The organism is Pseudomonas nitroreducens (genome assembly GCF_014204515.1).
GTDB lineage: Bacteria > Pseudomonadota > Gammaproteobacteria > Pseudomonadales > Pseudomonadaceae > Pseudomonas > Pseudomonas nitritireducens_A.
Genome location: NZ_JACHLI010000001.1, coordinates 293,864 through 316,164 on the forward strand (window position 1 = coordinate 293,864; position 22,301 = coordinate 316,164).

The 22,301-nt window shown below is 57.6% G+C and carries 32 protein-coding genes and 3 tRNA genes; 15 read left to right on the forward strand and 20 right to left on the reverse strand.

Annotated features, from left to right (window positions below; genetic code table 11):
• Positions 1-5 precede the first annotated feature (5 nt).
• The 14 genes from HNP46_RS01755 to HNP46_RS01815 form a co-directional block, all read right to left on the reverse strand.
• Positions 6-854: a class I SAM-dependent methyltransferase gene (locus tag HNP46_RS01755; RefSeq protein ID WP_221454558.1), complete on the reverse strand. Its 849-nt coding sequence runs from the start codon at positions 852-854 to the stop codon at positions 6-8.
• A gap of 100 nt (positions 855-954) precedes the next feature.
• Positions 955-1,485 carry a hypothetical protein gene (locus HNP46_RS01760; protein ID WP_184585791.1) on the reverse strand — a complete coding sequence of 177 codons (531 nt, stop codon included), beginning with the start codon at positions 1,483-1,485 and terminating at the stop codon, positions 955-957.
• A gap of 95 nt (positions 1,486-1,580) precedes the next feature.
• Positions 1,581-2,081 carry a hypothetical protein gene (locus HNP46_RS01765; protein WP_184585792.1) on the reverse strand — a complete coding sequence of 167 codons (501 nt, stop codon included), beginning with the start codon at positions 2,079-2,081 and terminating at the stop codon, positions 1,581-1,583.
• 3 nt (positions 2,082-2,084) lie between these two features.
• Positions 2,085-2,321 (reverse strand): hypothetical protein, encoded by a 237-nt coding sequence (locus HNP46_RS35655; protein WP_221454560.1) that lies wholly within the window; start codon positions 2,319-2,321, stop codon positions 2,085-2,087.
• Positions 2,322-2,344: 23 nt separating this feature from the next.
• Positions 2,345-2,743 carry a hypothetical protein gene (locus tag HNP46_RS01770; RefSeq protein WP_184585793.1) on the reverse strand — a complete coding sequence of 133 codons (399 nt, stop codon included), beginning with the start codon at positions 2,741-2,743 and terminating at the stop codon, positions 2,345-2,347.
• Between the two features lie 118 nt (positions 2,744-2,861).
• Positions 2,862-3,308: a hypothetical protein gene (locus tag HNP46_RS01775; RefSeq protein WP_184585794.1), complete on the reverse strand. Its 447-nt coding sequence runs from the start codon at positions 3,306-3,308 to the stop codon at positions 2,862-2,864.
• Between the two features lie 12 nt (positions 3,309-3,320).
• On the reverse strand, positions 3,321-3,644 hold the full coding sequence (locus tag HNP46_RS01780; protein ID WP_184585795.1) for a hypothetical protein: 324 nt from the start codon (positions 3,642-3,644) through the stop codon (positions 3,321-3,323).
• A complete protein-coding gene (locus HNP46_RS01785) occupies positions 3,644-4,621 on the reverse strand; it encodes a hypothetical protein (RefSeq protein ID WP_184585796.1) in 978 nt (325 codons plus the stop codon). Before HNP46_RS01785 ends, HNP46_RS01780 begins: the two co-directional genes overlap by 1 nt.
• On the reverse strand, positions 4,621-5,058 hold the full coding sequence (locus tag HNP46_RS01790) for a hypothetical protein (protein ID WP_184585797.1): 438 nt from the start codon (positions 5,056-5,058) through the stop codon (positions 4,621-4,623). The genes HNP46_RS01785 and HNP46_RS01790 overlap by 1 nt, the downstream gene beginning before the upstream one ends.
• Before the next feature lie 35 nt (positions 5,059-5,093).
• The gene (locus HNP46_RS01795; protein ID WP_184585798.1) at positions 5,094-5,456 is read right to left on the reverse strand and encodes a hypothetical protein; all 363 of its coding nucleotides are present in this window, start codon (positions 5,454-5,456) and stop codon (positions 5,094-5,096) included.
• A gap of 126 nt (positions 5,457-5,582) precedes the next feature.
• Entirely contained in the window at positions 5,583-6,038 is a 456-nt protein-coding gene (locus HNP46_RS01800; RefSeq protein WP_184585799.1) for a hypothetical protein, read from the reverse strand.
• A gap of 45 nt (positions 6,039-6,083) precedes the next feature.
• Positions 6,084-6,500: a hypothetical protein gene (locus tag HNP46_RS01805; RefSeq protein ID WP_184585800.1), complete on the reverse strand. Its 417-nt coding sequence runs from the start codon at positions 6,498-6,500 to the stop codon at positions 6,084-6,086.
• Between the two features lie 100 nt (positions 6,501-6,600).
• Positions 6,601-7,092: a hypothetical protein gene (locus tag HNP46_RS01810; RefSeq protein ID WP_184585801.1), complete on the reverse strand. Its 492-nt coding sequence runs from the start codon at positions 7,090-7,092 to the stop codon at positions 6,601-6,603.
• Positions 7,093-7,103: 11 nt separating this feature from the next.
• A complete protein-coding gene (locus HNP46_RS01815) occupies positions 7,104-7,439 on the reverse strand; it encodes a hypothetical protein (RefSeq protein WP_184585802.1) in 336 nt (111 codons plus the stop codon).
• Positions 7,440-8,008: 569 nt separating this feature from the next.
• Between HNP46_RS01815 and HNP46_RS01820 the strand changes: the two genes are divergently transcribed.
• From HNP46_RS01820 to HNP46_RS01835, 4 genes are all read left to right on the forward strand, one after another.
• On the forward strand, positions 8,009-8,167 hold the full coding sequence (locus tag HNP46_RS01820; RefSeq protein WP_184585803.1) for a hypothetical protein: 159 nt from the start codon (positions 8,009-8,011) through the stop codon (positions 8,165-8,167).
• A gap of 108 nt (positions 8,168-8,275) precedes the next feature.
• A tRNA-Arg gene (locus HNP46_RS01825) sits at positions 8,276-8,352 on the forward strand.
• Positions 8,353-8,368: 16 nt separating this feature from the next.
• Positions 8,369-8,443 (forward strand) — tRNA-Gly (locus HNP46_RS01830).
• Positions 8,444-8,448: 5 nt separating this feature from the next.
• A tRNA-Gly gene (locus HNP46_RS01835) sits at positions 8,449-8,524 on the forward strand.
• 157 nt (positions 8,525-8,681) lie between these two features.
• Here HNP46_RS01835 and HNP46_RS01840 read toward each other — a convergent pair.
• Positions 8,682-9,170 carry a hypothetical protein gene (locus HNP46_RS01840; RefSeq protein WP_184585804.1) on the reverse strand — a complete coding sequence of 163 codons (489 nt, stop codon included), beginning with the start codon at positions 9,168-9,170 and terminating at the stop codon, positions 8,682-8,684.
• A 257-nt stretch (positions 9,171-9,427) separates the two neighbouring features.
• Between HNP46_RS01840 and HNP46_RS01845 the strand changes: the two genes are divergently transcribed.
• From HNP46_RS01845 to HNP46_RS01855, 3 genes are read left to right on the forward strand one after another with little or no spacing between them, the layout of a single operon-like run.
• The gene (locus HNP46_RS01845; RefSeq protein ID WP_184585805.1) at positions 9,428-9,655 is read left to right on the forward strand and encodes a hypothetical protein; all 228 of its coding nucleotides are present in this window, start codon (positions 9,428-9,430) and stop codon (positions 9,653-9,655) included.
• A 10-nt stretch (positions 9,656-9,665) separates the two neighbouring features.
• Complete coding sequence (locus HNP46_RS01850) at positions 9,666-10,085, forward strand: hypothetical protein (RefSeq protein WP_184585806.1); 420 nt, start codon at positions 9,666-9,668, stop codon at positions 10,083-10,085.
• A complete protein-coding gene (locus tag HNP46_RS01855) occupies positions 10,078-10,485 on the forward strand; it encodes a hypothetical protein (RefSeq protein WP_184585807.1) in 408 nt (135 codons plus the stop codon). The genes HNP46_RS01850 and HNP46_RS01855 overlap by 8 nt, the downstream gene beginning before the upstream one ends.
• 297 nt (positions 10,486-10,782) lie before the next feature.
• Here the strand turns inward: HNP46_RS01855 and HNP46_RS01860 are convergent, their stop codons facing one another.
• Positions 10,783-11,148: a hypothetical protein gene (locus tag HNP46_RS01860; RefSeq protein WP_184585808.1), complete on the reverse strand. Its 366-nt coding sequence runs from the start codon at positions 11,146-11,148 to the stop codon at positions 10,783-10,785.
• Between the two features lie 161 nt (positions 11,149-11,309).
• Here HNP46_RS01860 and HNP46_RS01865 point away from each other — a divergent pair, with 161 nt between their 5' ends.
• The 6 genes from HNP46_RS01865 to HNP46_RS01890 all read left to right on the forward strand — a co-directional run bounded on the left by HNP46_RS01865 (position 11,310) and on the right by HNP46_RS01890 (position 18,357).
• Entirely contained in the window at positions 11,310-11,726 is a 417-nt protein-coding gene (locus HNP46_RS01865) for a hypothetical protein (RefSeq protein WP_184585809.1), read from the forward strand.
• A 158-nt stretch (positions 11,727-11,884) separates the two neighbouring features.
• Entirely contained in the window at positions 11,885-13,273 is a 1,389-nt protein-coding gene (locus HNP46_RS01870) for an ATP-binding protein (protein ID WP_184585810.1), read from the forward strand.
• 503 nt (positions 13,274-13,776) lie between these two features.
• Complete coding sequence (locus HNP46_RS01875; RefSeq protein WP_184585811.1) at positions 13,777-16,554, forward strand: DUF2201 family putative metallopeptidase; 2,778 nt, start codon at positions 13,777-13,779, stop codon at positions 16,552-16,554.
• Positions 16,555-16,671: 117 nt separating this feature from the next.
• Positions 16,672-17,214, forward strand: coding sequence for a hypothetical protein (locus tag HNP46_RS01880; protein ID WP_184585812.1), 543 nt, complete (start codon positions 16,672-16,674; stop codon positions 17,212-17,214).
• Positions 17,211-17,609 (forward strand): hypothetical protein, encoded by a 399-nt coding sequence (locus HNP46_RS01885; protein ID WP_184585813.1) that lies wholly within the window; start codon positions 17,211-17,213, stop codon positions 17,607-17,609. The genes HNP46_RS01880 and HNP46_RS01885 overlap by 4 nt, the downstream gene beginning before the upstream one ends.
• A 43-nt stretch (positions 17,610-17,652) precedes the next feature.
• Positions 17,653-18,357, forward strand: a complete 705-nt coding sequence (locus HNP46_RS01890; protein WP_184585814.1) for an NYN domain-containing protein — start codon at positions 17,653-17,655, stop codon at positions 18,355-18,357.
• Positions 18,358-18,420: 63 nt separating this feature from the next.
• Here HNP46_RS01890 and HNP46_RS01895 read toward each other — a convergent pair whose 3' ends face one another.
• From HNP46_RS01895 to HNP46_RS01905, 3 genes are all read right to left on the reverse strand, one after another.
• A complete protein-coding gene (locus HNP46_RS01895; protein ID WP_184585815.1) occupies positions 18,421-18,951 on the reverse strand; it encodes an ImmA/IrrE family metallo-endopeptidase in 531 nt (176 codons plus the stop codon).
• A 38-nt stretch (positions 18,952-18,989) separates the two neighbouring features.
• Positions 18,990-19,307, reverse strand: a complete 318-nt coding sequence (locus tag HNP46_RS01900; protein ID WP_184585816.1) for a hypothetical protein — start codon at positions 19,305-19,307, stop codon at positions 18,990-18,992.
• Between the two features lie 88 nt (positions 19,308-19,395).
• On the reverse strand, positions 19,396-19,665 hold the full coding sequence (locus HNP46_RS01905) for a hypothetical protein (RefSeq protein ID WP_184585817.1): 270 nt from the start codon (positions 19,663-19,665) through the stop codon (positions 19,396-19,398).
• 128 nt (positions 19,666-19,793) lie between these two features.
• Here HNP46_RS01905 and HNP46_RS01910 point away from each other — a divergent pair, with 128 nt between their 5' ends.
• On the forward strand, positions 19,794-20,333 hold the full coding sequence (locus HNP46_RS01910) for a hypothetical protein (RefSeq protein WP_184585818.1): 540 nt from the start codon (positions 19,794-19,796) through the stop codon (positions 20,331-20,333).
• 1 nt (position 20,334) lies between these two features.
• On the opposite strand, the gene HNP46_RS01915 is transcribed toward HNP46_RS01910, so the two are convergent.
• Positions 20,335-21,033 (reverse strand): hypothetical protein, encoded by a 699-nt coding sequence (locus HNP46_RS01915; RefSeq protein ID WP_184585819.1) that lies wholly within the window; start codon positions 21,031-21,033, stop codon positions 20,335-20,337.
• A gap of 157 nt (positions 21,034-21,190) precedes the next feature.
• Here HNP46_RS01915 and HNP46_RS01920 point away from each other — a divergent pair, with 157 nt between their 5' ends.
• Positions 21,191-22,294: a hypothetical protein gene (locus HNP46_RS01920; protein WP_184585820.1), complete on the forward strand. Its 1,104-nt coding sequence runs from the start codon at positions 21,191-21,193 to the stop codon at positions 22,292-22,294.
• The last annotated feature ends 7 nt before the right edge of the window (positions 22,295-22,301 follow it).

The window sequence follows — 22,301 nt, forward strand, 5'->3', positions numbered from 1 at the left end:
AGGGGTTAGGCAGCAGCTTTGGCCTTGGCCGATTTCTTCGGGGCGTAGCGACCACGGCTGGTGCGGCGCATGTGAGTTTGGCAGATTTTGCGAACCTGCTCCTTCCACATAGGGTTCGAAGTCGGGCGGCGGTTCACGATGTAGGCGTAGAGGTTCTGAAGGGCCACGCCGCCATCAACATCTGCCTCGGTCTGCGTAGCCTCGTAGGCTTCCTTCACCAGGCCCCACCACTTACCGGATACGCCCTCGATCATGCAGTCCTTCAGCTCGGCCGGCAGGTCGTTCACGAATGCGGTTTCGTGGTAGAGCGCAAAGCCGAAAAGCAGGCGCTGCTGATCCTTGGTGAACGTGCCCCAGCACAGCGGTTTGATCAGGTTGGGATAGATGTTGCGAGGGATCATTTCCTGGGAAATGCTCCAGCGCTCGTTGTACCGGGCCACGGTGTGGCCAGTCTGGAAGAAGTAGGCCGGCAGGATCATGGCCACACGGCCGCCTTCGTCCATCCAGTCGTAGGCCTTGCCCAGGAAGGTTTCGAACAAGTCCTGCACGAAGGGTGGGTTGCCAAGGAACAGGGTGGGCTTCTCCGGCAGTTCGATTTCCAGGATGTCGCCAGTGATGATCTGGCGACCGGTCAATTCGCGGGCGGACTCAGCGGTATCCGGGTCGATCTCTACTCCAGCCGCAGAAATATGCTCAGGCAGAACCTCCAGGAAGCGGCCAATGCCGCACATCGGGTCGACCACGTAATCCTTTTTGCCCAGCGTGGGTAGCAGGCGCTGAACCAGTGCATCAGCAACCCAGCGCGGGGTGAAGTACTGGTTGAGGTCACGGACTTTCTGCGGGATTTCGAACATGTGGCGGTTCCTGTGTTCGGCCCTGGCCATGCCTCGGGCGTGGTGCTACTGGTGGTGAGAAGGTGGAGCATGTGGGGATTTGGGAATCCCCACAAGGTGCTTAGCGCTGGGCGTCAGCCGGCAGATCGCTCTCGTCGGTGTAGTGCTCGACAACGAACAGGTGCTCGTCGGGGTACAAGTCCCGCTCGAAGACTCGAACGAAGCCGGTGCCAGTCAGGACTTGGCAGAGGAAGCCGTCGTCAGCGGTGTCGGTCTTGAACACCTGGTTGGTCTCCGGGTGTACGAAGAAGCCAGGGATGAGGCTGGACTCGACAAGCTGCTCGGAACCCGGCTCGGCCTGGATGGCTACGCCACACTCGGGGCACTCGTCGTCGCAGAGGCTGCTCCAGGTGTCAGTCCAGGTGTGATCGCACGCCTCGCAGTGATGGTCTTTCTCGAACTGGATGTGCGATTCGGCAGATTCGATGTCGTTGGAATCCAGGATGGTGTAACCGGACTCGCGGAGCTTTTCTGCAATCATCACGGGCGTAGAGGAATCCCATTCCAGCTCGGAGTTGAGCAGAGAAACGATGTTACGCAGCAGGCGGTTGGCGGTATCGGTACTTAGAGCACGTTTAGCGGAAGTGGACATGGCAGTTCCTCTGCTTGGTTTGTAAGAGAGATACTACCATTTCCTGTAGTATTGTCCAGAAAATATTACGTCTTTTTGTAGTATTTTGCGCCAGGTTAGGTGTCTTTTATGAGGGTATTGCGCCGTGCCAGGATTGCGAGGCACTTGGGGCACGTGACCTCCTGGTTGTGCCAGCTCGTGAAGTCCAAGCCGAGGTGAGTGTCGGTGCCTGTAGCCCCGAATGACTGGTTGCCCTGCTTGATACAAAGCAAGTCGCCACCTCTGCGGCAAAGCCGCCCTAGCTTTAAATCTTCATCCAGAACTACATGGAGCACAGTACGCCGGTTAAGTCCCGCGCAGTTAGATCGCTCGGTCATGTGGGAGGGGAGGATAAGGTGACCAATATGAGCAGACACGCCTAAGCCCAGGCCCCGGCCGTAAGCCTGCCGTGCTTTAAGTTCTTGCTCGTGCCTTAAGTCACGCTCAAGGGAGAGGCGATCACTTAAGTCCTGGTCAGCTTTAAGTTGCCGGGCTTTAAGTTCGTCGACGGTGATCCCCAGTTCGCTGGCCTGCCGCTCCAGGCTTTCGGTCAGGATTGCGTTGAGGGCACGGAACATGGGTTAAGCCTCCTTCTGAGGGCGTTCCCAGTTGAGGGAGACTTCGAAGAAGCGAGCTGCTGCCATACGTGCACCGCGCACGCTCTTGTACAACCTGCGAATCTCCAGGTATCGCTCATTGCCCTTTCTGTCGTACCCGGTCTCCAGGTAGACCTGGGTTGCAGTGAACTGTCGAATCCGAATGGAGTGGCCTTCAGGAGTCGTTGCTTCGACAATTACGGGGCCGAAAGGATCAGTCATTTTGGCTCCAAATGCCGGTAGGGCTATTCGTGGGGATTGGCGCCGCAGACGAGGGCCTGCATAACGGGCTCGATGAGGCGCACCGGGATACCGATAACGCTCTCGGCTTCGCTGACGCTGGAGTAGAACTCACCTTCGTAAATGAGCCCACCGAATCGATCCAGGACGTTCACCTTCCTGGTTTCGGTGTCCACATCGCAGATGTACTCCGCGAGGGCGTCTGTACGGCGCGCCTTGCCATCCCAGTCGATGAAGATGCCACGGGGAAGGGTATCGGCCACAACCTCGAATTTCAGCTGCTCTGAGGGCTTGCCGCAGGCCTTGCAAGGTTCGCTCGGAGCCAGGGGCTTCTGACGGCGTTGCTCGTGGGTGCCTTTGCAGTTGCTGTCGGTGCAGCTGAACTTCTGGATGAAGTCGGTCATGGTGGTCATCCTTGTCCTAGGCTTGGTGACATGAATATGCCGTATAGTGCGTTGTATTGCAAGAACTATAAAGCAGAAAGCCCTGCGATGCAGGGCTTGTCCGGGGGAGGTTGTATGCTCAGTACTTGGCGGGTACAGGCAGGCCGGTCTTGAAGTCGACCATCAGCGGAGCAGGGTCGCCCTTCGGACGCGGGAAGCGGCCTTCCTCGAAGCGAGTATTGGCGCTCAGCCGCCACAGTTGAGCCGTCTTGCTGAGGATGCGGCCGCGCCCCGGCATGTTGTCTTTGGCGATAGTCAGGCACTTGCCGCGACCCCACACGCCGCCGTCATGCACCAGGTAGTCGGTCAGGCTCGGGTCGAGGCCGTCGAGGCGGATGCTCTGGAGTTCGTCGCCCAGGGCGTGCTTCAGCTCTTCGCGGGCCACAAACACCGCGTTGTCCAACTGGATTTGCGTCAGCTTATTCTTGCGCAGCGCCTCCTCAAGATCGAGTGCGATCCCGGCAAAGCCGGCAGCGCGGGCGTGGGAGATGATGCGCTCGATGTTGGCCTTCAGTTTTTCGTCCATTGTGCTTTTCCTTCAGCGGTAGAGGCTCGGGGCCATGGGTTTGAGGCAGTCTGCGGCATCGTACAGGCCAAGCATGTTGGCCAGCGTGCGGGCAAGGGCGCAGTGAGCCTCTTGATTGCCTTGCTGCTCAGGCAGCTTCGGTACAGCAGCGAAGGCGGGTTTGAGGTAGTTCGGAAGCTCAACGGCCACAACGGTGTAGTCCTGGAGGGCTTTGCCAAGGCCCAGGTGCGAGACGAAGGGGGCCAGGTAGCTGAGCTGCGTAGAGCAGCCCAACTGGCTTTGGGCGATATTCATGTCCCGCAGGGTGATCAGGGCAGCGTTGAGTTCCGGGGACATCACTCTTGCTCCTTGAGGAATTCCATCTCGGCGACCGGGAAGCAACGAGTGCTCTTCGGATGCTCAGCGTACCAGTGACCGGTCGGGGTGCGACCAAACACTTCAAGAGATTGGTTGGTCAGTCGCAGTTTGCGTTGAGAGGTCGCCCCAACGATAGCTGCGTAATGGCCTTTCTCGGTACGTTTGGCGAAGCCAAGGTCGACCAGATGTTTGCAGATCGGCGAGGCGAAGGAGGAACCCAGGTTCTTGGAGCGCTCTTTGCCGATTTCCTGGCCGATGTCAGTGGGGGAGAGAGCCTTGGGGAAGTCGGACTCCAGCAGGCGAAGCACCCTCTTTTCGTTGGGGGTAAGACCACGGAATTTGTCGTGATGCAGCTCGGCGCCATGAGCGTAAGCGGGCTCCAGCGCTTGGACGTTGGCTACAAAAAGCTCGCCGCTTTCGAGGTCGTAGGTGTTCCACTCGGATGCATTGATGCGCTCACCCGCCACGACCTGGATCGTCATCTTGTTCCGCGTAGTGGTGAAGGTGTACCCAGGTGCTACCAGCGCTTGGAAGGCACGGCCGACAACCCTAACTTCCCCATCGCGCAGCAGGGTTTCCAGGATGTTGTGTGCAACCTTCTCGGTCACGTCCAGGTGACCCACACTGCGAACGATTTCCTTGACGATCAGTGACTGGGGATACGCATCCTCCAGTGCATTGAGCACAAGAGAGGTTTCGTTGTAGCCAAACTGGGCGCCTGCGGATGGCGTAGGCAACCCGTAAGCCACTCGCAGATTGGTGTCAGCTTGCGAGATACGCTCAGCGAGAGCCTGAACCGCAGGCTTGTCTGTGACGTTCCAAGCTTGAGCTGCCATCTCGACGGACATGCGGCCGACCAGCATCAAGCGAGCGGCGGCAACAACACCCTTCTTTGCGTCCAGGGCCATTGCGCTCACCAGCGCTGCGAAGACTTCAGCAGTGAGGGTGTTGAGCATTAGCCGATGCTCCCCTGGTCAACACGGTAGTAGCTGATTGTGGTGTCGCCCAGCGCTGCGTGGCCTTCACCGAGGTAGATGTCAGCCTGATCGCTATGCAGCGGTTCTTCGGGCTGGTACAGCCGGATCAGGGCGAGGAAGCGCTCGCGAGCCTCGTCCGGGCAGTGCACGATCTCGACGTTCTTCGGGATGTTGTTCTCAACGACCATCACGGTGTAGGTGCACTGAGGGTCTTCATCCTTCTTCCAGATGGCCTCCAGGGCGCTTTCAGCGGTTTCACTGGCGTCAGCCAGGCTGAAGCGGCCGCGCACAGCAGCGATGATCTCGGCGCCGTTCTGAGCGGCCTTCTGCAGGTCTTCGCCCAGGATGTTCGCCAGCGAGAGCTTTTGCAGCGAAGCTTCGATTGCCTTGAGAGGCATGGAGAGAACTTTCGACATGTGGCGTTCCTTCGTCAGGGGAGGTGGCGAGAAGATCAGTCTTCTCCGAGCAGGCTGAACTGGCGGTCGATGTTGGAGACTTCGATGACATCAGCGAACGGGTGCTCCCAGCAGCCACGCTGCCCGCACTCTTCGCCGGCACGCACCATGCGGAATTCGGCCTTGGGGAGGCCGCCCAGGATGGAGTGGACAGCAACTTCCTGCTCCAGGTCGCGCGTGCAGTGCTCGCCCAGGGTATCCCGGAAGTGCATGGGAGCGATGTTGGTCTCGTAGCAGATGACCAGGCCGCGCTCATCGTTGACGATGATTTCTTCGGAGTTGAAGCTCTTCAGCAGGCCAGCTGCACGGCCTTTGGCGGCGGGGCTGATGGCGATGTAGTTGAGGGAGCGCATGCCCATGGCGAAATCCTTGTCGAAAGTTGTAAGTTGCCAGCATGGAACTGCCTTGATGGCGTGAAGGAATAGTGCCGTATAGTGCGTTGCAATGCAAGCACTATACGGCATATTTTTGCAGAAATTGCAGGGCTAGAACCGAGGCTTCACGCCCTGGAATCGGTCGATCAGGTGACGCATTCCACCCATCCGAGCCTGATAGCTGAGCAAGGATTCGGCCAGGTCGTAATCGGCATCAGCAGTGTCACTGCGTGCGATGACGACGCCGGACAGGTTAATCACCGAGAGCTGCTCCGTGCCGGTGTGGTGGATCAAGCTGTATGCCTCGCTGTAAAACGCGTCGAGAGCAGCCAGCTCGGCCGCAGTGACCGTGTGGGGTTGGCAGTTGATCCACGCGACGAGCAGCTCAGCAGCCTCTTCGCAGGTTGTTTCACGCATTGGCGGCTGGGAGGCCGTACCCTCGCACGCCCCGAGGCACAGTTCGGTCGAATGAACCGGACTGCCGGCATCCTCCCAGCGCTTTGCAAGCGGCGCTGCAAGGGCTTTGATGTGCTCTTCCAGCCGCGCCGGCTCGATGATCGGTTTCATGCAATCTCCTTTTTGGGGGTATTCCGCTTCGAGTAGCTGGAAGACTTAGCAGGCCCAACCGGCAACGGCGGCTTGCTTGAAGCGCGCCACCATATCGGCAACTGTAGTGCCGGAACCGGGCTCGTTGGTGAGGCTGATGCTGTGAAGGCGGTGCCAGGGATCGTCTTCCTCGTTTTCGCCCAAGCTGTAGCTGAACTCCAGACGATCAAGCTGAACTTGATCCGGGTCGAAGTGCTTGTCCTTGAGGGAATGGACGATGTTGATAATGTCGTCGGGTGTAAAGACGCCCTGGAGGATCGCATAGCCAACCTCTTCCGACCCTGCTGGGCTGATGTAGAGGTAACCGAGGCAGGTGTTCTGGTAACCGCTGTTGACGGCTTCCATGTAGGCCTGCGGGCTGATCGAACAACCGACAGAGCGGATCACGCTCAAGTGCTCGATGTAGAAGGGGGTCTGGTTCATGCCTGGCATCCTGGCGGCTACATGGACAGGAGTATGCTGCATAGTTCTGTGTATGGCAAGAACTATACAGCATGATTTCTCTGCCATCACTACTCGGCGGTCAGCGCGAAGGCTCGAAATCTCTCTTCAGCGAGAAGTCCGTCTTCGCAGTGATGGCGAAGCTCTTTGGGCAGGCTTCTACTGCCCTCTGCGCCCAGCGCTCGATGCGAGGAACGCAGCTGCCGAAGGAGGCGCGCGTTTCGTGGTTCATCATGTGGATGTCGTCACGGGCATGCGCATCAGATCCCAGGGCAGCCACATAGCGTTGGTCGTCATTGAGGTCGATGATCTTCCCATCAGGCAACTCGACGAAGGAGTGGTTCTGGTTACCGCAGAGCTTCCCACCGAACAGGCGCTGGGCGAGGAGGGATGCGAACTTAGCGCTGCCGTCGCGGTGTCCCTCGTAGAATCGACCCCTGCTGTCGAGTCGCTCTTTCCAAAGGTCATCTAGCACGCTCTTTGCCACCATCAGCGTGTAGTCGTTAAGTTCCAGCCTGGCTGGCTGGTATTCCCTGACTAGAGACCTTGAGATGGTCTTCTTATTGTTATCCATATAATTCAGCCTTACAGCAGAGTTCTGCTGACCCACAACATGGCTATCGCTTCGAACCTATCTGCGAACCTCCCTAATTTCCTGGGGCCTTCTGGAGTTGCCAGCTGGCTTTCCCAGCTGCCGTCAGGATTCTGTTTGTAGCTACCGCACTGGGCCAGCACACCGGGTTTTCCGGGCATTCCAGGCGCGCGGCGACGCAATACGCCGTTGCCGCATGCAAAATCGAAGTTTCCGTTGTGCTCTATGAAGAAGTTGCCGTCGTCAATCAAAGTGAGAGACGAGGTGATTGAAGTTTGACGGAGGGCAGTAGTGATCTTTGCAACTTCACTGTCACGTTCAGTAAGCATGATTTCCTCCTGCGTCAAATTGTCTAAAATCCCCTTGGTTTTGCTAGAGGTAACAATGAGTTAATTGCGGGTCAACAAAATTGGATACAAAGCAGATATAGTGATTCCGGGCGAGAATAGTGAGGTCTTATATGAGAGATGTTCCTGTTCGCAAAGTGACCTTTATCCATGCGGTCGGCGAGATATCCGCCTACCTCGCGACCGGGGTTGGAGCCGCCCTTGTCATCCTTGCCCTGGTAGCTCACTGACGTTCTTGATTGCAGGCCGTGGTGTATGGCTGAACCACACACAGCAAGCAAAAATGGCAGGTCATTGGAAAAACGCTGCCTATCGTGGCGGATAGCGATGGGATGTCCTGCACACCTTTTTAGGTAAATTGCTTGCCATTTTTAGTGTATGGTTTTACTATACATCAAAGGGCGGACGACTCCGGACGAACCCTTGCGGTAGGGGAGGGTCTCTCATGTATCCTCGCCAACCCACGGGATGGAAAGGCGAGCCGGCAACCTTGGTTGCGGCGGCTTCTTCTGCCCCTGTACAGTGAATACTCACACCGTGAGGAGAAGATCATGAGCGAGCAACAACTGAGCCAGCCGGCCCCGGCCATGTCCTGGGACGACGCAGAAGATTCCGCCGACCAGGAAAAAGACTTCCTGGCTGGCACCCAAGCCGAAGCCGTTCCGCAGGCGTGCAGCATCGACAACCCGGACTGCGAAGCCTGCCAATAGCGTTCACATGCCGGGCTGAGCGAGACGGGGGCCAAGGCCCCCGTCCTGCTTGCAGAGATTGACGATTCGTCAATGCAGCCTTAAGATTCAAAGCGTTGCGTGCACAGAGCTTCCGTAGCTCAGATGGATAGAGCATCCGCCTTCTAAGCGGATGGTCGCAGGTTCGAGTCCTGCCGGGAGTGCCAGCACGACGATCCATACGCGGTCTTAGCTCAGTGGTAGAGCTTCTGCCTTCCAAGCAGAGGGTCGAGGGTTCGAACCCCTCAGGCCGCTCCAAATACGCGGGTGTAGCTCAGCTGGTAGAGCGCCACCTTCCCAAGGTGGATGTCGCGAGTTCGATTCTCGTCGCCCGCTCCATTTCGACCCGTCCTCACCGGCAGGTCAGCCGTAGTGATAGACCGATATCCTTCACTACCTCGCGTAAGCCGCATCTTCGGATGCGGCTTTTTTTATGCCTGCGGCGCCACAGAGCGTGAGGGATAAGGAAAGGCCGGGCATTCGCCCGGCCTGTTCGTTACACCTTGCAGAGAGCCTGGAAGAGGGCCTTGCAGCCGTCTCGATCCATTCGACCTTCGCCGACGAATGCCCAAATGGTCGGGACGCCCTCATTCACGTCATCCGGGGGCAGGGCGAAGTGCACGGCCGGGAACTCCGCGCTGAGTCGGGTGATCGCTTCGGCGAGGGTCTTGAGCATCGCTTCACGCGAGGGAAGGGTGGCCGCGTATTCGGCGCTCAGTGCTTCGCTGTGACGCTCTGCGCTGTCGTAGGCGAAGCAATAGAGTACGCCGGCTTCGCCGTCCTTGTAGGAGATGAAGGAGTCGGTGCCGCATTGCAGCTGAATCAGAGCCTTGAGGCTGCCGGCCTCGATGATGCTCTTCAGCTCGGGCGAGATGTGCTCTTCGAGGTAGTCGCCAAAGCAGTCAGTGAGGTACGGGTTGATCAACCAGACGGCTGCATTGCCGGCGTGATCGGTTACCTGGTGGGGCTGGTAGGTCGAAGACATGCTACACGTTCCTGTAGTATCTGGTGGTCATGCCATTGTACGCGTAGGGTCTCTAAATACAAGGCAAATGTGTCGCTATGCGCAATTATATCCACCCTCAAGCGGCTGAAATCTCTTGACTTTCCCCTCCGCAATTAGCTGTAAATTCGCTTTGCCATCCTGTCAATTTATGTATAATTCCGCCGAATTTTAGGCCCCGGCAATCATGCGATTCGCTCGCTTCATGAGCGCCGGAATCACGTCTCAGAGGCACAGTCATGATCCTGGAAAGCGTCAGCCTGCACCCAACCGCTATCGGCAAGCCCCTTCTCGTCGCTCGCGTAGCTGGGTTGCCGAACCCGCTGTACTTCCCGGTCATGCCTGAGCAACACCTGCGCAGCGGCCTCGCGGCCCGTAAAGTGCACGTCCCTGTTGGCATGGTGATCCTGCCGGCTGAGGCCCAGGCCTCCCTCGGGGACAATCGCACTTCTGCAAAGCAGCTATAAGGGGTTGGGTATGAAAACGCTGTACCAGGTGCTGCCGAGCGAATACTTCGCCAGCTTGTCCGACGACAAGAGCCTGCCGTCCGGCATGGCCCTGTATTCCAAGTCCCTGGTGGACATGCAGACCGAATCGGGTCTGGCCAACGGCCAGGAGCTGGTCGTTGTTGAGGTGGATGTCGAAGTCATCGGCGCTGCGATGGATCCGGATTTGCGCTCCATCGAGCGCCCGGACATGCCGGTGGTGCGCCGGCTCCACAGTGAAGAGAACCTGGACAACGTGTCCGTCTGGAAACGCTGGTCGGAGAGTGGCCGCACCTGGGAGGCGAGTGTCGAGCTGGTTGGCACCGCCATCTGCCGCCGCGACATTCCTCTGGCCAACCTCCACGTTGTGGCCCGTCACCAGCAAGGGCAGGGGGCTGCGCTCCATGCGTGAAGCGCTCGGCCATTTCCTTAAGGCCTACTGGCATCACACGTGGCTCTTCATGACGTTCAAGCATAACGGCAGAGGCTTGGAGCGTGGGTCTGGCGTGCTCTTCGCCATGTTGGGTGGGTTGGATATTCTGATCTCGGTGGCATATCGAGAGCTGGGTAACAGCGACTCATCCTTGCTGATGACGTTGATCTTGCTGGGCGTCTACTTCCAGATGTGGATGTCCGGCCGGCATGCCACCCTCACATGCTTCATCCTCACCTCGCTCTTTGCCGACGTCATCTGCCTCTTCGCAGAGATCTTCCAGACGCCGCTCTCCCAGATCTTCATCATGGCCAGCAGCTTGTGGAGCATCGCAGCGTTGGCGATGTTCGTCCTCAAGGGGAACACCACCAATGCGTGATGCCGGCAGCGCGGCCCGAGTCACCATGATGGGGACGAGACGCGTAAGACGGCACCAGCACATCCACCGGATCGATGCGCGCCGGCTCTGGGCGATCACCCTCTGCTGGGCAGCGGTGGCCCTGGGCACGGCGGTGGCAACTTCGGTGCTGATTTTCAGCACGACTACAGCGAGGCTAGTCCTCGCTGGCTGTGTCCTGGTGGCACTTGCGGCATTGACATATGCACACGTGAGCTGGAACCGGATGAGGGCGCAACTTCGCGGCGTTAGCCGGACTAGCTCGAGGGGAGTGTCCCCTTAATGCCTGGGTCGACGGTGAAGTCTCTCGTCCAGGGCTGCCAGCTCTCGAGCTGCAGCGGAAAGCATCGTCTCAAGCACGTGCATCACAATGCCCGAAGCCGCGTCGATGATCACCGTGTTGCTGGCCTTCAGCTCTTCTATCGCCTCCGGGACGCCGTTGTTCGGAAACTGCATGCTGCTGCTGAAGCCACGGTGGCCGTTCATCCAGATCGAGTAGAGCTGCGGCAATACCCGGTTAATTCCGTCGCTGTCGAGAATGCACTCGTCGCGCAGAAGAACCTCCATTTTGCTTTCCATACGGTCTTTGAACACTTTATGGCGAGCGTTCGGATCAAGCTGATACGGACTGAATGTGATCTGCATTTTCTGACCATCTTATAGTTATGCGGAAAAACTAACTCAGTCATGAGGAAGAATCAATTTATTGACTAATGCATATAAGCGGTAATGGAGAACAAGGCGTAATTTGACGCCCGACAGCTACTTTGGCAGACTTCGCCTATTCAGGATGAGGACGCAAGCCAATGGTAGGTAGCGTAACGCGGGAAAAATTGTTCGGTGCCGATGAGTTTGCCAGCGATTGGGCTACCCATCAGCAGGCTCGGATCGACAGGGTTTTTGACATCAAAGCCAAGCAGGCTGGGGTGCCCAAGGAGATGCTGAGGTTGTGCTTCAGCGACCGTAGACCCACAGAGCTGATCAACCGACAAGGCCACCGCACCGTCTACACGCCTGCAGGCATTGTGACCGACGTCCTTCCCGCGTCGCGCCAGGACAGCCACATGACCTTCATGGTCGAATGGGTTGATCCATGGGGCTTTCCGCACCGGGAAGAGCGCAATTTCCTCGAAATCCAGTTCTGCGTCGTCGACCAGATGGCTTTCTCCCGCCAAAACCGGATCTATCAGAGCGCCAAAACCCGACTCAAAGGGGTGATCTGATTGGTGCTCCGGCTGGCGGGAGCGCGCTCTTCAGCGCGCAGCGCGACTAGCCGTAAATAGGTAGTGCAACGCCTCTTTCTCCATTGCTAAGTTGTTCATATAAGCACTTGGAACTTGCCTTCGAGTGCATCGAAGCAAGTGGTAAGAGGAAAAGCTCTATGAGCGCAGCCGCACAAGCGACCATCGACAAAAACCTGGAGGTTTCCCGCCAGGTTCCTGAAGACCAGCTCCCAGACGATGCGATTCTCATCGCCGGGCAGCACAAGAACCTCAGGCAGACGATTTACCCCGTTATTGGCAAGCACCCGATTGAGGCGGTGACAAGGGCTGAGAACGGTCGTTTCCGTGGCCTGATTTTCACTGGCCCGCCCGGCATCGGTAAGACCCACCAGATCATGCAGCTCGCCGGCATGGATCACCAGGGCGCAAAGCAGATTGCTGCCTTCGTGCGTCTGCCGATGGCTTCTCGCCGTGCCGATGAGTTCGGTATCTACCTGGTGCCGAAGGAAGTGGATGGTGAAATCATCCTAGAGCAGCCGCTGATCGAGCAGCAGATCATCCCGTTGCTCGAAGAGAACATCGGCGATAACTACGGCATTCTGCTCTTCGACGACGTGACCCTCGGCGATCCATCGCTTCAGTCCGCGATCCTGGAGATCGTGCAGTTCGGCCGTATTGGCAAGCACAAGCTCGGCAAGAACGTGCTTGTGGCTATGACCGGTAACGGCATCGGCCATGGCTGCAGCGCCGTCGAGTGGAACCAGGCTCTGATGACCCGTTCGATGCTGGTCAACATGCGTCCGAACTTCAAGGCATGGCAGAAGCTTGAGTGCAATAAGAACATGGACGCCAGGCTGATGGGCTTCCTCATCAATAACCAGGAAGATTACTGGTGCCCAAGCATCGAAAAGCAACCTGGCAGCTTCGACGAGAACATGCGTGGAGCAACCCCGCGAGACTGGACTGCCATTGCCAATGACCTGCCTAGCCGTGGTGGCCTTGATAATTATGAAGGCAACGTCATTTTCCCAGAAAGGGGAGACTTCTTCGCTGCGAACCTGGGGGAGAGAACTCGCGAAGCGCTGGATACCTGGTTTGGCACTCTGGACAAGTACCCGACCGCCGAAACGTTGATGCAAACCCCAGAAGTCTGGGACGATCTTCCGCAAAGCGAGCGCAACAACAAAGGTGCCGTTTACTGCGTTGCCGACATGGTTAAAAACTACGCCATGGCTCGTTGGAAGGAGATCAGCGCGCTCGGCAAGACGGCGGCGGCTGGCGAGGCGATGAGAAAGCTCGCAACTGACTTCTCGATGGCTATTGCGTACATCATGACCAACGAGCAGGAGCTGGGAGCCTATGCTGCACGCGGAATGCTGCAAGAAGTGATCAAAATCACAGGGCAAAACGGCGACGCGTTCACCGCTCAAATCTCACGCTACACCTTCAATGGCGAGAGAAAAGGTGAGATTCCGCAGAAGCTGATTACCTCTGGCTTCGTCAAGTTGATGTCGGACGTCAGGGAGATGAACGAACTGATGAAGTGATTCATCAGGTACCAAGAAAGCCCGAGGCTCCTGCTTCGGGCTTTTCTTTTCGCCTTTTCCTGCCCCATTGCTTTTCGCTTCTCGAGGCTTTCATGGCTTTATTCTGTGGTAGATCTGCTTTCGCTGTCGGCTGCATTTGCATGCTGACGTGCGTGGAGGTTATCCGACCGCTAACGCCAGGCCATGCCCAGGAATGGAAGAGCAGGTCTGGGTGATCAATTTGTGAACAAATGCGTTGGATCAAGAGCGTTGGCCGGCGGTGCCGGCAGGGAAGATCTGTATGGGAGGGGTATGGGGAGGATGTATGGGCTGTGTGGGCAAGTGCTAAGGGCTCATCACTCAGATCTATAGGCGAACGTCGAACAACACGGCGGGGCCTCACTCAATAAATTAGGCGAACGTCGAACAACGGGTTCCAGTGCATTTTGTCGATAAAGGATGGCCCGGCGGTTTTCTCACGTGCCAAAATGGGTCATGAAGCTGTATCTGTCGGTGAGGTTGCGATGAGCTCTGCAATTCCAAACGTGAAGAACATGAAGACGTTCAAGCCTGTCATGGCTGAGAGCGATCCAGAGTTCAAGAAGAAGCTGTCGCTCCTTCTCTACACGTTGCGCCAGTACTCTCCGTTCCTCGCCTACATGACACAGAACATGTACATCGCCGGGCACACCGAGTCGGTGCCCACGGCAGCTGTCTCCCCGAAAGGGGTGATGGTCTACAACGAAACCTTCATGAAGTCCCTCTCCACGGGCGAGCTGCTGTTCGTGATGATTCACGAGGCTCTGCACCCCGCCCTGGACTTCTGGCAGCGCTTCTCCGGCCTCAACCATGTGATGGCCAACAAGGCTCATGACTATGTCATCAACGACATTATCCTGAGCATGTCTGCCAACATGAACTACAGCAAGATGGATGGCACGGTTAAGTCCCTGAAGATCCAGAAGCCTAAGGGCGCTCTCCATAAGGCGGAGTGGGCCGGATGGTCTGGTGAGGCGGTTTACCTGGAGCTGTACGGAGCCGTTCAGAAGAAAGCCAAGGAGATCGAGGAAGAACGCAAGAAAATTCTGGCCGACCCGGAGCGTAAAGCCGAGTACGAGAGGCTGCGCCACATTCAGAAAGAGCTGCGCAACTCTATGCGTGAGGGGCACAAGCTTCTGGAGAAGTTCAATGGCCGTCTGCGCGAAAAGGCTGGCACTGCCCGTCGTGACGCCGCGCTGGAGCGCATTGAGAGGAACCAGCGTGAGCTGACAGAGCTCACGGATGCTATCCGGGATGGTAATGGCTCCCTGGGAATGACTTATGGCAACGAGCACCATTACGACGCCCATGGCGCTCCCGTCGTCAATGGAGAGTCCCTGCCAGAACCGATGTATGGTGCGCGTCAGCCACAGGGTAGAGGTGCTTCTGCTGGCTATGAGGCAGAGGCGAAAGAGCCTCGTCAGGACAGGCTGCTCAAGGAGCTGTCTGCCAAGGCCATTGAGTCGTTCAAGGACTACATGGCTGCCGAGGAGCGTCGTATTGCCAGCGAGTACGACAAGGTTCCGAACGGCACCACGCGCGAGCAGCACCTGGAAGCGTATTCCAACACCCTCGATCAGTTGGTGAAGGACTACGTCTACCGCGCTACCCAGGAAGAGCCAGAGGATCAAAATGACATGGCCGGCCCGGATCAGCCTGGCCAGGAAAGCGACGAACCCCAGAGCAAAGGGAACAACCCAGGTCAGGACGATTCCAGCGAGCCTGAACAGGGTAAAGAAGAAAGCCCAGAAAATGGTGACGGGAACCAGCCTGAGCAGGGTGACGGTGCCGAAGGCAAAAATGCCGACGGCGAGCCGGGAGATGGAACCGAACCTGGCGATGGCAACCAACCTGGCGAAGAAGCCGAGAATGGCAACGACGGCTCTTCCGAGAGTGAAGGCATGGGCGCGCCCGGTGAGAAAGGGGAGCAGGGCAAGCCTCAGCGTGCCCGTGGTGAAACGGGAGACTTGTTCGATGACCTGTCTGATGACCAGGAGGGTGCCGATCACGGCGCCGATGGAGAAGAGCCAGGTCAGGACGGTGATCAGCAAGGTAAAGCTGGGCAGAAGCCGGGCAAAGGCCAGGAGCCTGGCCAGAACGGTACAGGCCAAGGGCAGGGCGGCGTAGAGCCAGGCGACGGCGACAGAGAACCTGGTGAAGGCTACGACTCTGATCTGGATGGAAATGGTGGAGAGCTTGGCGAAGATCCGGCTGCAGGTGGTAATGGCGGTGAACCGACTGATCCTTCCGGCCAACCTGCGCAGCGCTCTGGCGGCGGCGAAGGCGACGGCCCGATCTCTGAGAGCGACGCTCTGGAGAACGCGACTGATGCTCTGGAGAACCTCTCTACCGCTATCACCGACGCCCTGACGGGCCAAGGCAACGGCATGGAGGGCATCGACAGTGACATGGCATCGGGCACCGACCCGATGTCGCGCGGTGCCTTTGACGAGGCCATGCGTAAGGTGTTGGGTGAAGATGGGGACGAGTTCGATGGTGACATCACCATGGACTGTGATGACATCCCAGGGAATCCTTTCAAGAATGAGACGCCTAAGGAGACTGAGCAGCGCAACAAAAGCATGCTTCAAAAGGCTGTTCAGGCGGACAGGGAGGAGAATGGGGGGAGAGGCTGGGGTTCCATGCCGGGTCACGCAAGAGACTTGATCACCACGATCATTCACCCGAAACCGACCTTCACGCAGAACATCAAGCGTGAAGTGGGCAAGTATGGACGTCCGACGCGAAGCAGCCGCTGTGTTCCAGACAAACGCAACACCTTCATGCCGCTGATGGGCATCAAGCCGGGCAAGCTGAAGGATGATGCGTTCATCTACATCTTGATGGACACCTCCGGCTCGATGAAGAACCCAGAGGACGCCAAGTCGATTCAGTTGGCTCTCGGTCTGATCCAATCCCTGGCGACCTCGAAGAAGCTCGAGATCAAGGTGGTCATGTGTGATGCCGGCGTTAGCCGAGTGCTGAACACCAGGGAAGCGCTGAAGGAGATTCGTGAAAGGCAGTTCGACGCCCAAGGCGGGGCGGGCTCAGACTTCACGCCGGCATTCGAGTACATCTGGGCCGACATGAAGAAAACCCAGTCCGGCTTCAAGTGCCCGATTATCTGCTTCACCGACGGTGGCATCACGGTTCCAGAGAAGCAGCCCCTAGGCCTCAGGCACCAGGTGATGTGGGTAACGCGTCCGCTGCAACAGCCGCCAACCAAGGAGTGGGGCGAGCACTTCCCGATGGACGATATTTGAGTGCAAACCCAGGAGCCGGCCCGAGAGGGCCGGTTTCTTTTCCTGCCCCAGTCCTTCGATGGACAATTACCTTGAAATTGGCAATACTTCAATTTTCCGCTTAATGACGTTGTTGCTATGGCTCTCCAGGTGGTCTACAAGAAGTCCGAGGCGTTCGGCCAGACGTGCAGGCTGGTGACGAATGGCGGATCCGTTCACGAGTTCAGGCTGTCTATCCTGCGCAACCCGGACGAGGTGACCATTCAGGTAGCCGGCGCGGAGTCTGCTCGTGAAGTGCGTTTCAGCGCCAGCGAGCTTGGAAAGCACCACATCATCAATTTCGGCGTCCAGGATGGAAGAAGTCTGGCCAGCCGTTGTCTGAGCAACCTCCCGATCCATGAGATCGATCCCACCCCGACCCTGGACGCGTACCACCGCGCTCTGGATGGGTTGTTCGAGGCAGGGGAGATCGACGTCGACCAGTACACGTCCGCACTGGAGCTGCTCCTGGCCCAGTACGATGACGCCGGGGTTCTGGAGCTGCAGGAGTTCCTGCGCTACCAACACATCTGGATCGCTCCAGAGACGTGCGTGGTGATGCGCCCGACCGAGGAAGAGGTCGCCTACTGGGCGATGGTCTGGCCGGCCGTTCTGGGCCGCCTGCGGCAGCTCTACGCTTGAGCTGGCTGCTCCCGGTCTTCCTTCTTGGCATTTCTGTTGGGGCGCTGCTTTCCTACGGTGTCTTCCATCTCATGCAGCGTAGCCACCAGAAGGAGCGCCAGCGTGCCGAGGAGCTGCTCTCCCAGCACGGGCTATCCATCAAGCCGTACACAGCAACGCCCACGCCTGGGCGCAGCCGGGAGCTTTGCGACGCCATCAACCTCCTGGTGCAGCCAGGCGGTGTTGTCGCGGTGAAGCCTGTACTGGAGAGAGAAACAGACGCCTATCTCGACCTGCTTGAGCTGCACGACGCCTTCAAGACGATCTGGGCCGTATCACGGCTTACGCCGGAGCAGGTGAAGCACCTGGTTAACACAGCGCGCAAGGTCGTCGGGCTGACCCGGTTCCACAATTAGAAACTGCCGGCGCCGCCGGCCACATACGCGAAGGACGCGGATCATGTGCTCAAGAAAGCCGAACATTGCGGTGTTCATCGATGCGGAGAACATCCACTTTGGGTGGATGGACAGAATCTACGAGCGCCTGGCTCGCGTCGGCGTCATCACCATTAGCCGTGCCTATGGAAATTGGGCCCAGTCCAATATGGACTGCTGGAAGGGCGCCCTGCAGGAATTCGGTATCAAGCCGGTGCAGATGCCAACCATTGCAAAAGGGAAGAACGCCTCAGACATGGGGTTGGTCGTTGACGCCATCGATTGTATTTACACCAATCCCATAGACATCTTCTGCATCATCTCCTCAGATTGCGATTTTACCCCCTTGGTCTTGCGTCTCCGGGAGAAGGGAAAGCGTGTCCTTGGTATTGGAACTGAATCTTCGGCGCGGGCCTATAGGGGCGCTTGCAACAGGTTTATTACGATCAGCGCCAAGCCTCCCAGGAACACCCGGCGCTGGTCTGATGCGAAATGTAGGGCCGAGGCAAAGACTATCCAGGCGTTCAGGAGTGGGTATGATAACTCCAAGGACACCGGGGAAGGTTGGAGGAGCGTTGGGGAGATCAGCTTTTGGCTCTCTAAGCACCATCCCGTCAATCCCAAGCACCTTGGCCACGAGAAACTGGTAGACGTCCTGGAGGCCACCGGGCATTACCAGGTGGACAGAAATCCAACCAGGTACAGGTGTCTTGCCATCGAAAGAGCCTGAGACACTTTTGAGCGGCAGAATGAAAAAGCCCGGCGCGTGCCGGGCTTCTTGTTTCTGGGTCGCTTATACCAGGCCCAACTGCGACAGGCGCAGGTTGATGCCGGCGAGGCTCACGCCAAAGAGCGGCGCCAGCTCCCTTGGCTCACGGGTGACGCCGAACTGATCTTCCACGAAGGCCCCTGGCATCATCAGCTCCAGGCCAAAGGCCTGGGCAGCCGCGTCTTCTGGGGTGTCATCGTTGGAGAGGAAGCCCGAGATCTCTTTGGGCAGGCTGTCTTTGGTGATGTGGCCCAGCACCAGGTGGCCCATGCTGATGGCGAACGCCAGGCGGCGGTTCTCCAGGCTTTCAGTAGGGTTCCACTCGCAGATGTAGCTGTCGGTCTTGTGATCGAAGTACGTCACGCAGCAGGGCGAGTTGGCTTTGACCTTGTGCGCCTGTCGATAGGTGATCTGGTGCTTTGTCGGTTGCACGCCCGGCTTGGTCTTGGCGACCACCTTCATGCGCTTGGACAGGGCTTCAGGGTCGACGGGAAGCGCCGCATCCCAGGTCTTCTGAAGAATGATCTTGGCAGCGTCGATGGGGTTGTGAGCCATGTTGTTCTCCTTGATAGGGCGGGGCGCCAGCCCCGACGTCAGTCAGGCTTCTTGCAGAAGGGGCTGTTGGTGCCAGCGCGGGACAACATTTCGCGCACGGCCTGAGCGAACTCGGGATCATCCTTCTCCAGGGAATTGGCGTAAGCCTCGAGCATGGGGCCGGCATGCGCGTCGCGCAGCTTGATCAGCATGAACTCGTCCTGGGAACCGACCTGGCCGAACTCGATGGCCTCGGGGTGATCCTGCAGTGCCTGGATGACGTCGTGTGGCGTCAACATGGCACCGGGAAGCTTGCGGAGGTTGATGAGGGCGTATTTGCCCTTGCCGGAAGGGTGGATGTCGCGGTCGAACTGCATCAGGCTGTCCTCTTGAAGGGGATGGCGTGCAATATCAGAGAAAATGAAAAAGCCCGCCAAAGGCGGGCTTCCCCATTACCCAGGCGCCTTATTTGGCAGCTTGGGTGGCTTCGGCAGCCGGAGCAGCTTCAGCGGTTTTGGCTTCTTCGGCCTTCGGAGCTTCTACTGCCGGAGCAGCGGCTTCGGTGGCGGCAGCAGCGGCCGGGGCGGCGGCTTCAGCAGCAGCCGGGGCAGCAGGAGCAGCAGCTTCGGTGGTGGTGGCGGCAGCCGGGGTAGCGGCGGCTTGTTCTTTGTCTTTGCAGCCGGCCAGGAAAGCGACGGACAGGGCGGCAGCCAGGGCGATGATCAGTTTGTTCATGACGTACTCATTGAAAGCGGGTTGGTGGGACGAGTGCGAATATATAGGAAATTGCAGGAGCGTCAAGCGTAAAGCCTCTCCGAAAAGGCCTTCTGCTGCGATATTCTTGGGAAAAGGAGACTCCAGCCATGCGCACTTTTGCCCTCGACCCCGCCCAGGATGGTGTCACGCACATCAACGTGTACAGCCAGGCCCGGACGTGGCTTGGGCAGCAGCTCTCAAACTTCGCCCACACGCCCATCGATCACCCGGAGCTCGGGCACTTCGAGTCCATTGAGGGGCTCTGGTACTGGCTCAAGAGCAAGGACACAAGACTCAGGAGCCTTCATGGTTTTGAGGCCAAAAAATTGGGGCGGCAGGTGCCGCAAGAGAAGATACCACCGGCTGAGTTCCGTGCGATGCTCTGCATGGGCCTGGCTGCGAAGCTTGAAGCTCATCCTGAGATCATGCGCCAGCTCGCCGAAAGCTGCCTCCCGCTGACGCACTACTACGTCTACAGCGGACGCGTCATCGAACCGGATGACAACGAGTGGATTCTGGCCCACTTCGAAGCCGCGCGCGCCGCGCTCAACCCGGCGGCGGACATGTCCAACACCAAGCTGATGCATGAGATTGCCCAGCGGCCGGCGCCAGCCGCGCCGGAAGAGGATCAGCTGTCGCTCTTCTGAGTTACACCGCGCTGAGTACGATGAACCGGCGCTCGGCCAGCAGGCACTCATGGTTTACGCAGTAGGCCACGCGCTGCCGGCCGTCGACCAGGACTTCACCCTGGTAGAGCACGCCGATGATCTCGTCATTGCGGATGGGGTAGGCGTAGAAGGTGCTGCGCTTGAGCATGGTGAGGTTGTTCGGGGGTAGCACGTCAGCCACACGGCGTGTCTCGACCTGCAGCCTGGAGCACTTGCGCAGATCCTCTCCCAGGTATCCGTACTCAAGGCCCAGCGTGTAGAGAACCTTGGCGGCATCGTTTGGCTGGCTGAGCATCCTCCCCACCTCGTAGAGCATCTTTCGCTCGTTCTCGAAGATGAAGCCGAAGCGGCCGCCACTGGATGCGTCGATGTAGTTCCTGGCGTCGTAGCAGCCGTTGGTGACCATCAGGCGCTGGATGCAGTACTGCTCGATCTCGGTGGGGGAGTAGGTGCCGAACTGGATGTCGTCGGCGCCGGCCGGCGCCAGCTGTTCACCGATGATGATGGCCTCAGGGCCAACCCCGTGCTGGCTGGTGACCTTGCCGGGCTCGCAGAGCCCGCACAGACAGTTGCCGCCCAGGGCGCTACTCAGGCAGGGGCTCTGCAGCTTCTCGTTGTGCTGTACGGGCCCGAGCGGCGCGTAGGTGTGCGCCACCAGCTTGCGTGATGGGATGGTCATCGGCCGATCTCTGCGGACGTCGTTCCTGCAATAGTTCCATAAAAGAGGCTCTCGGTCATCGGTGGCCTTAGGCTTCCTTGGGTGCTGGCACCGTGGTGGCCAGCACGACCTATACTGCTGAAGCTGTCACTACAAAAAACTGCAAAGGGTCAAAGGAATGAACAAGTTTATTGCGATACTCGCTTTGTGCTTGCTTCATGTAGTTGCTCACGCTCAGGAGTTAGAGGCCTCTTGTGACCTGCTGGTGAATAATGGCGTTAGAAATGGCATAAGTTTGTTCTCTGAGTCAGACGCAAGAAAGCTTATGCATGACACTTTGTGTAAAGAGAAGTACTCAGATTATAAAGACTTCAAAAGTAAGTCGCAAAGCTTTGGTGTTGATGTTCCAGTAGGGGATGCAATTCTTGGTCTTTCAGGGAGCGAGAGCGAAAAAAATCAAAAGTTCGAAGAGAATTATGAGAAGGCCTGTAGCAGTGCCTTGTATTACGACAAGAACTATGACCGATTCACACTCAGCTCCCAAACGGTAAGTGATTCGTTGGTTAATGCATTTAACACATGTTACAAGATATATGCTGAAAACTTTAAGTCTGGCGCGACCGTTTATGTTGATCTTCAGGATGATATGTCTGAGTTTTCAGCGAGATTGAAGACTGCAATCGAAAAGGCGAAGCCAGTGGAGATCACCTCGATCACTCCGAAGTCTGTCTCATGTCTGCTTAATGGACGGCCCATTAAGCCCGGCGAGAGAGTTTCCATGGGCGAAGAGACGGAAGTGCTGCTGTCATGCAAAAAGCCGCCCATGGAGTCAATCAAATTTGTAGTTGCTACGACTGCTGGAATTACAAAGGCAGTCGATATTCCAGGGTTCAGCAGCGTAATTTCTAAGGACAAAGCAACAATTGATGACCTGAGGAAGTCACTTAATAGAGCTCTAGAGGGTACGCCTGTTGGGAAGAGGGCTCCGATTGTTTTAAGGGAGTTCGGCACGCTTTATCCTGGCGGTGTACTGCCAAAGAAAGTAATTACTTGCCCGGAGCAATACGCTGCGCTGAATGAAGGGGCGATCCTGGAGAATATCACGCCTCATGGCGGTCTCGCTCCAGAAACAGGTGATCTTACTATGAGAGCTAATTGGACAAATCACACGCCAATTCAATATTTGAATGAAAAGGTTGCGTTTCCGCCTGTTACTAACCCAGGTGGTAAGCACAGACCACCTGTTACTATTCAATATGCAGTCACCTGCATATCCAAATGAGTTTTAG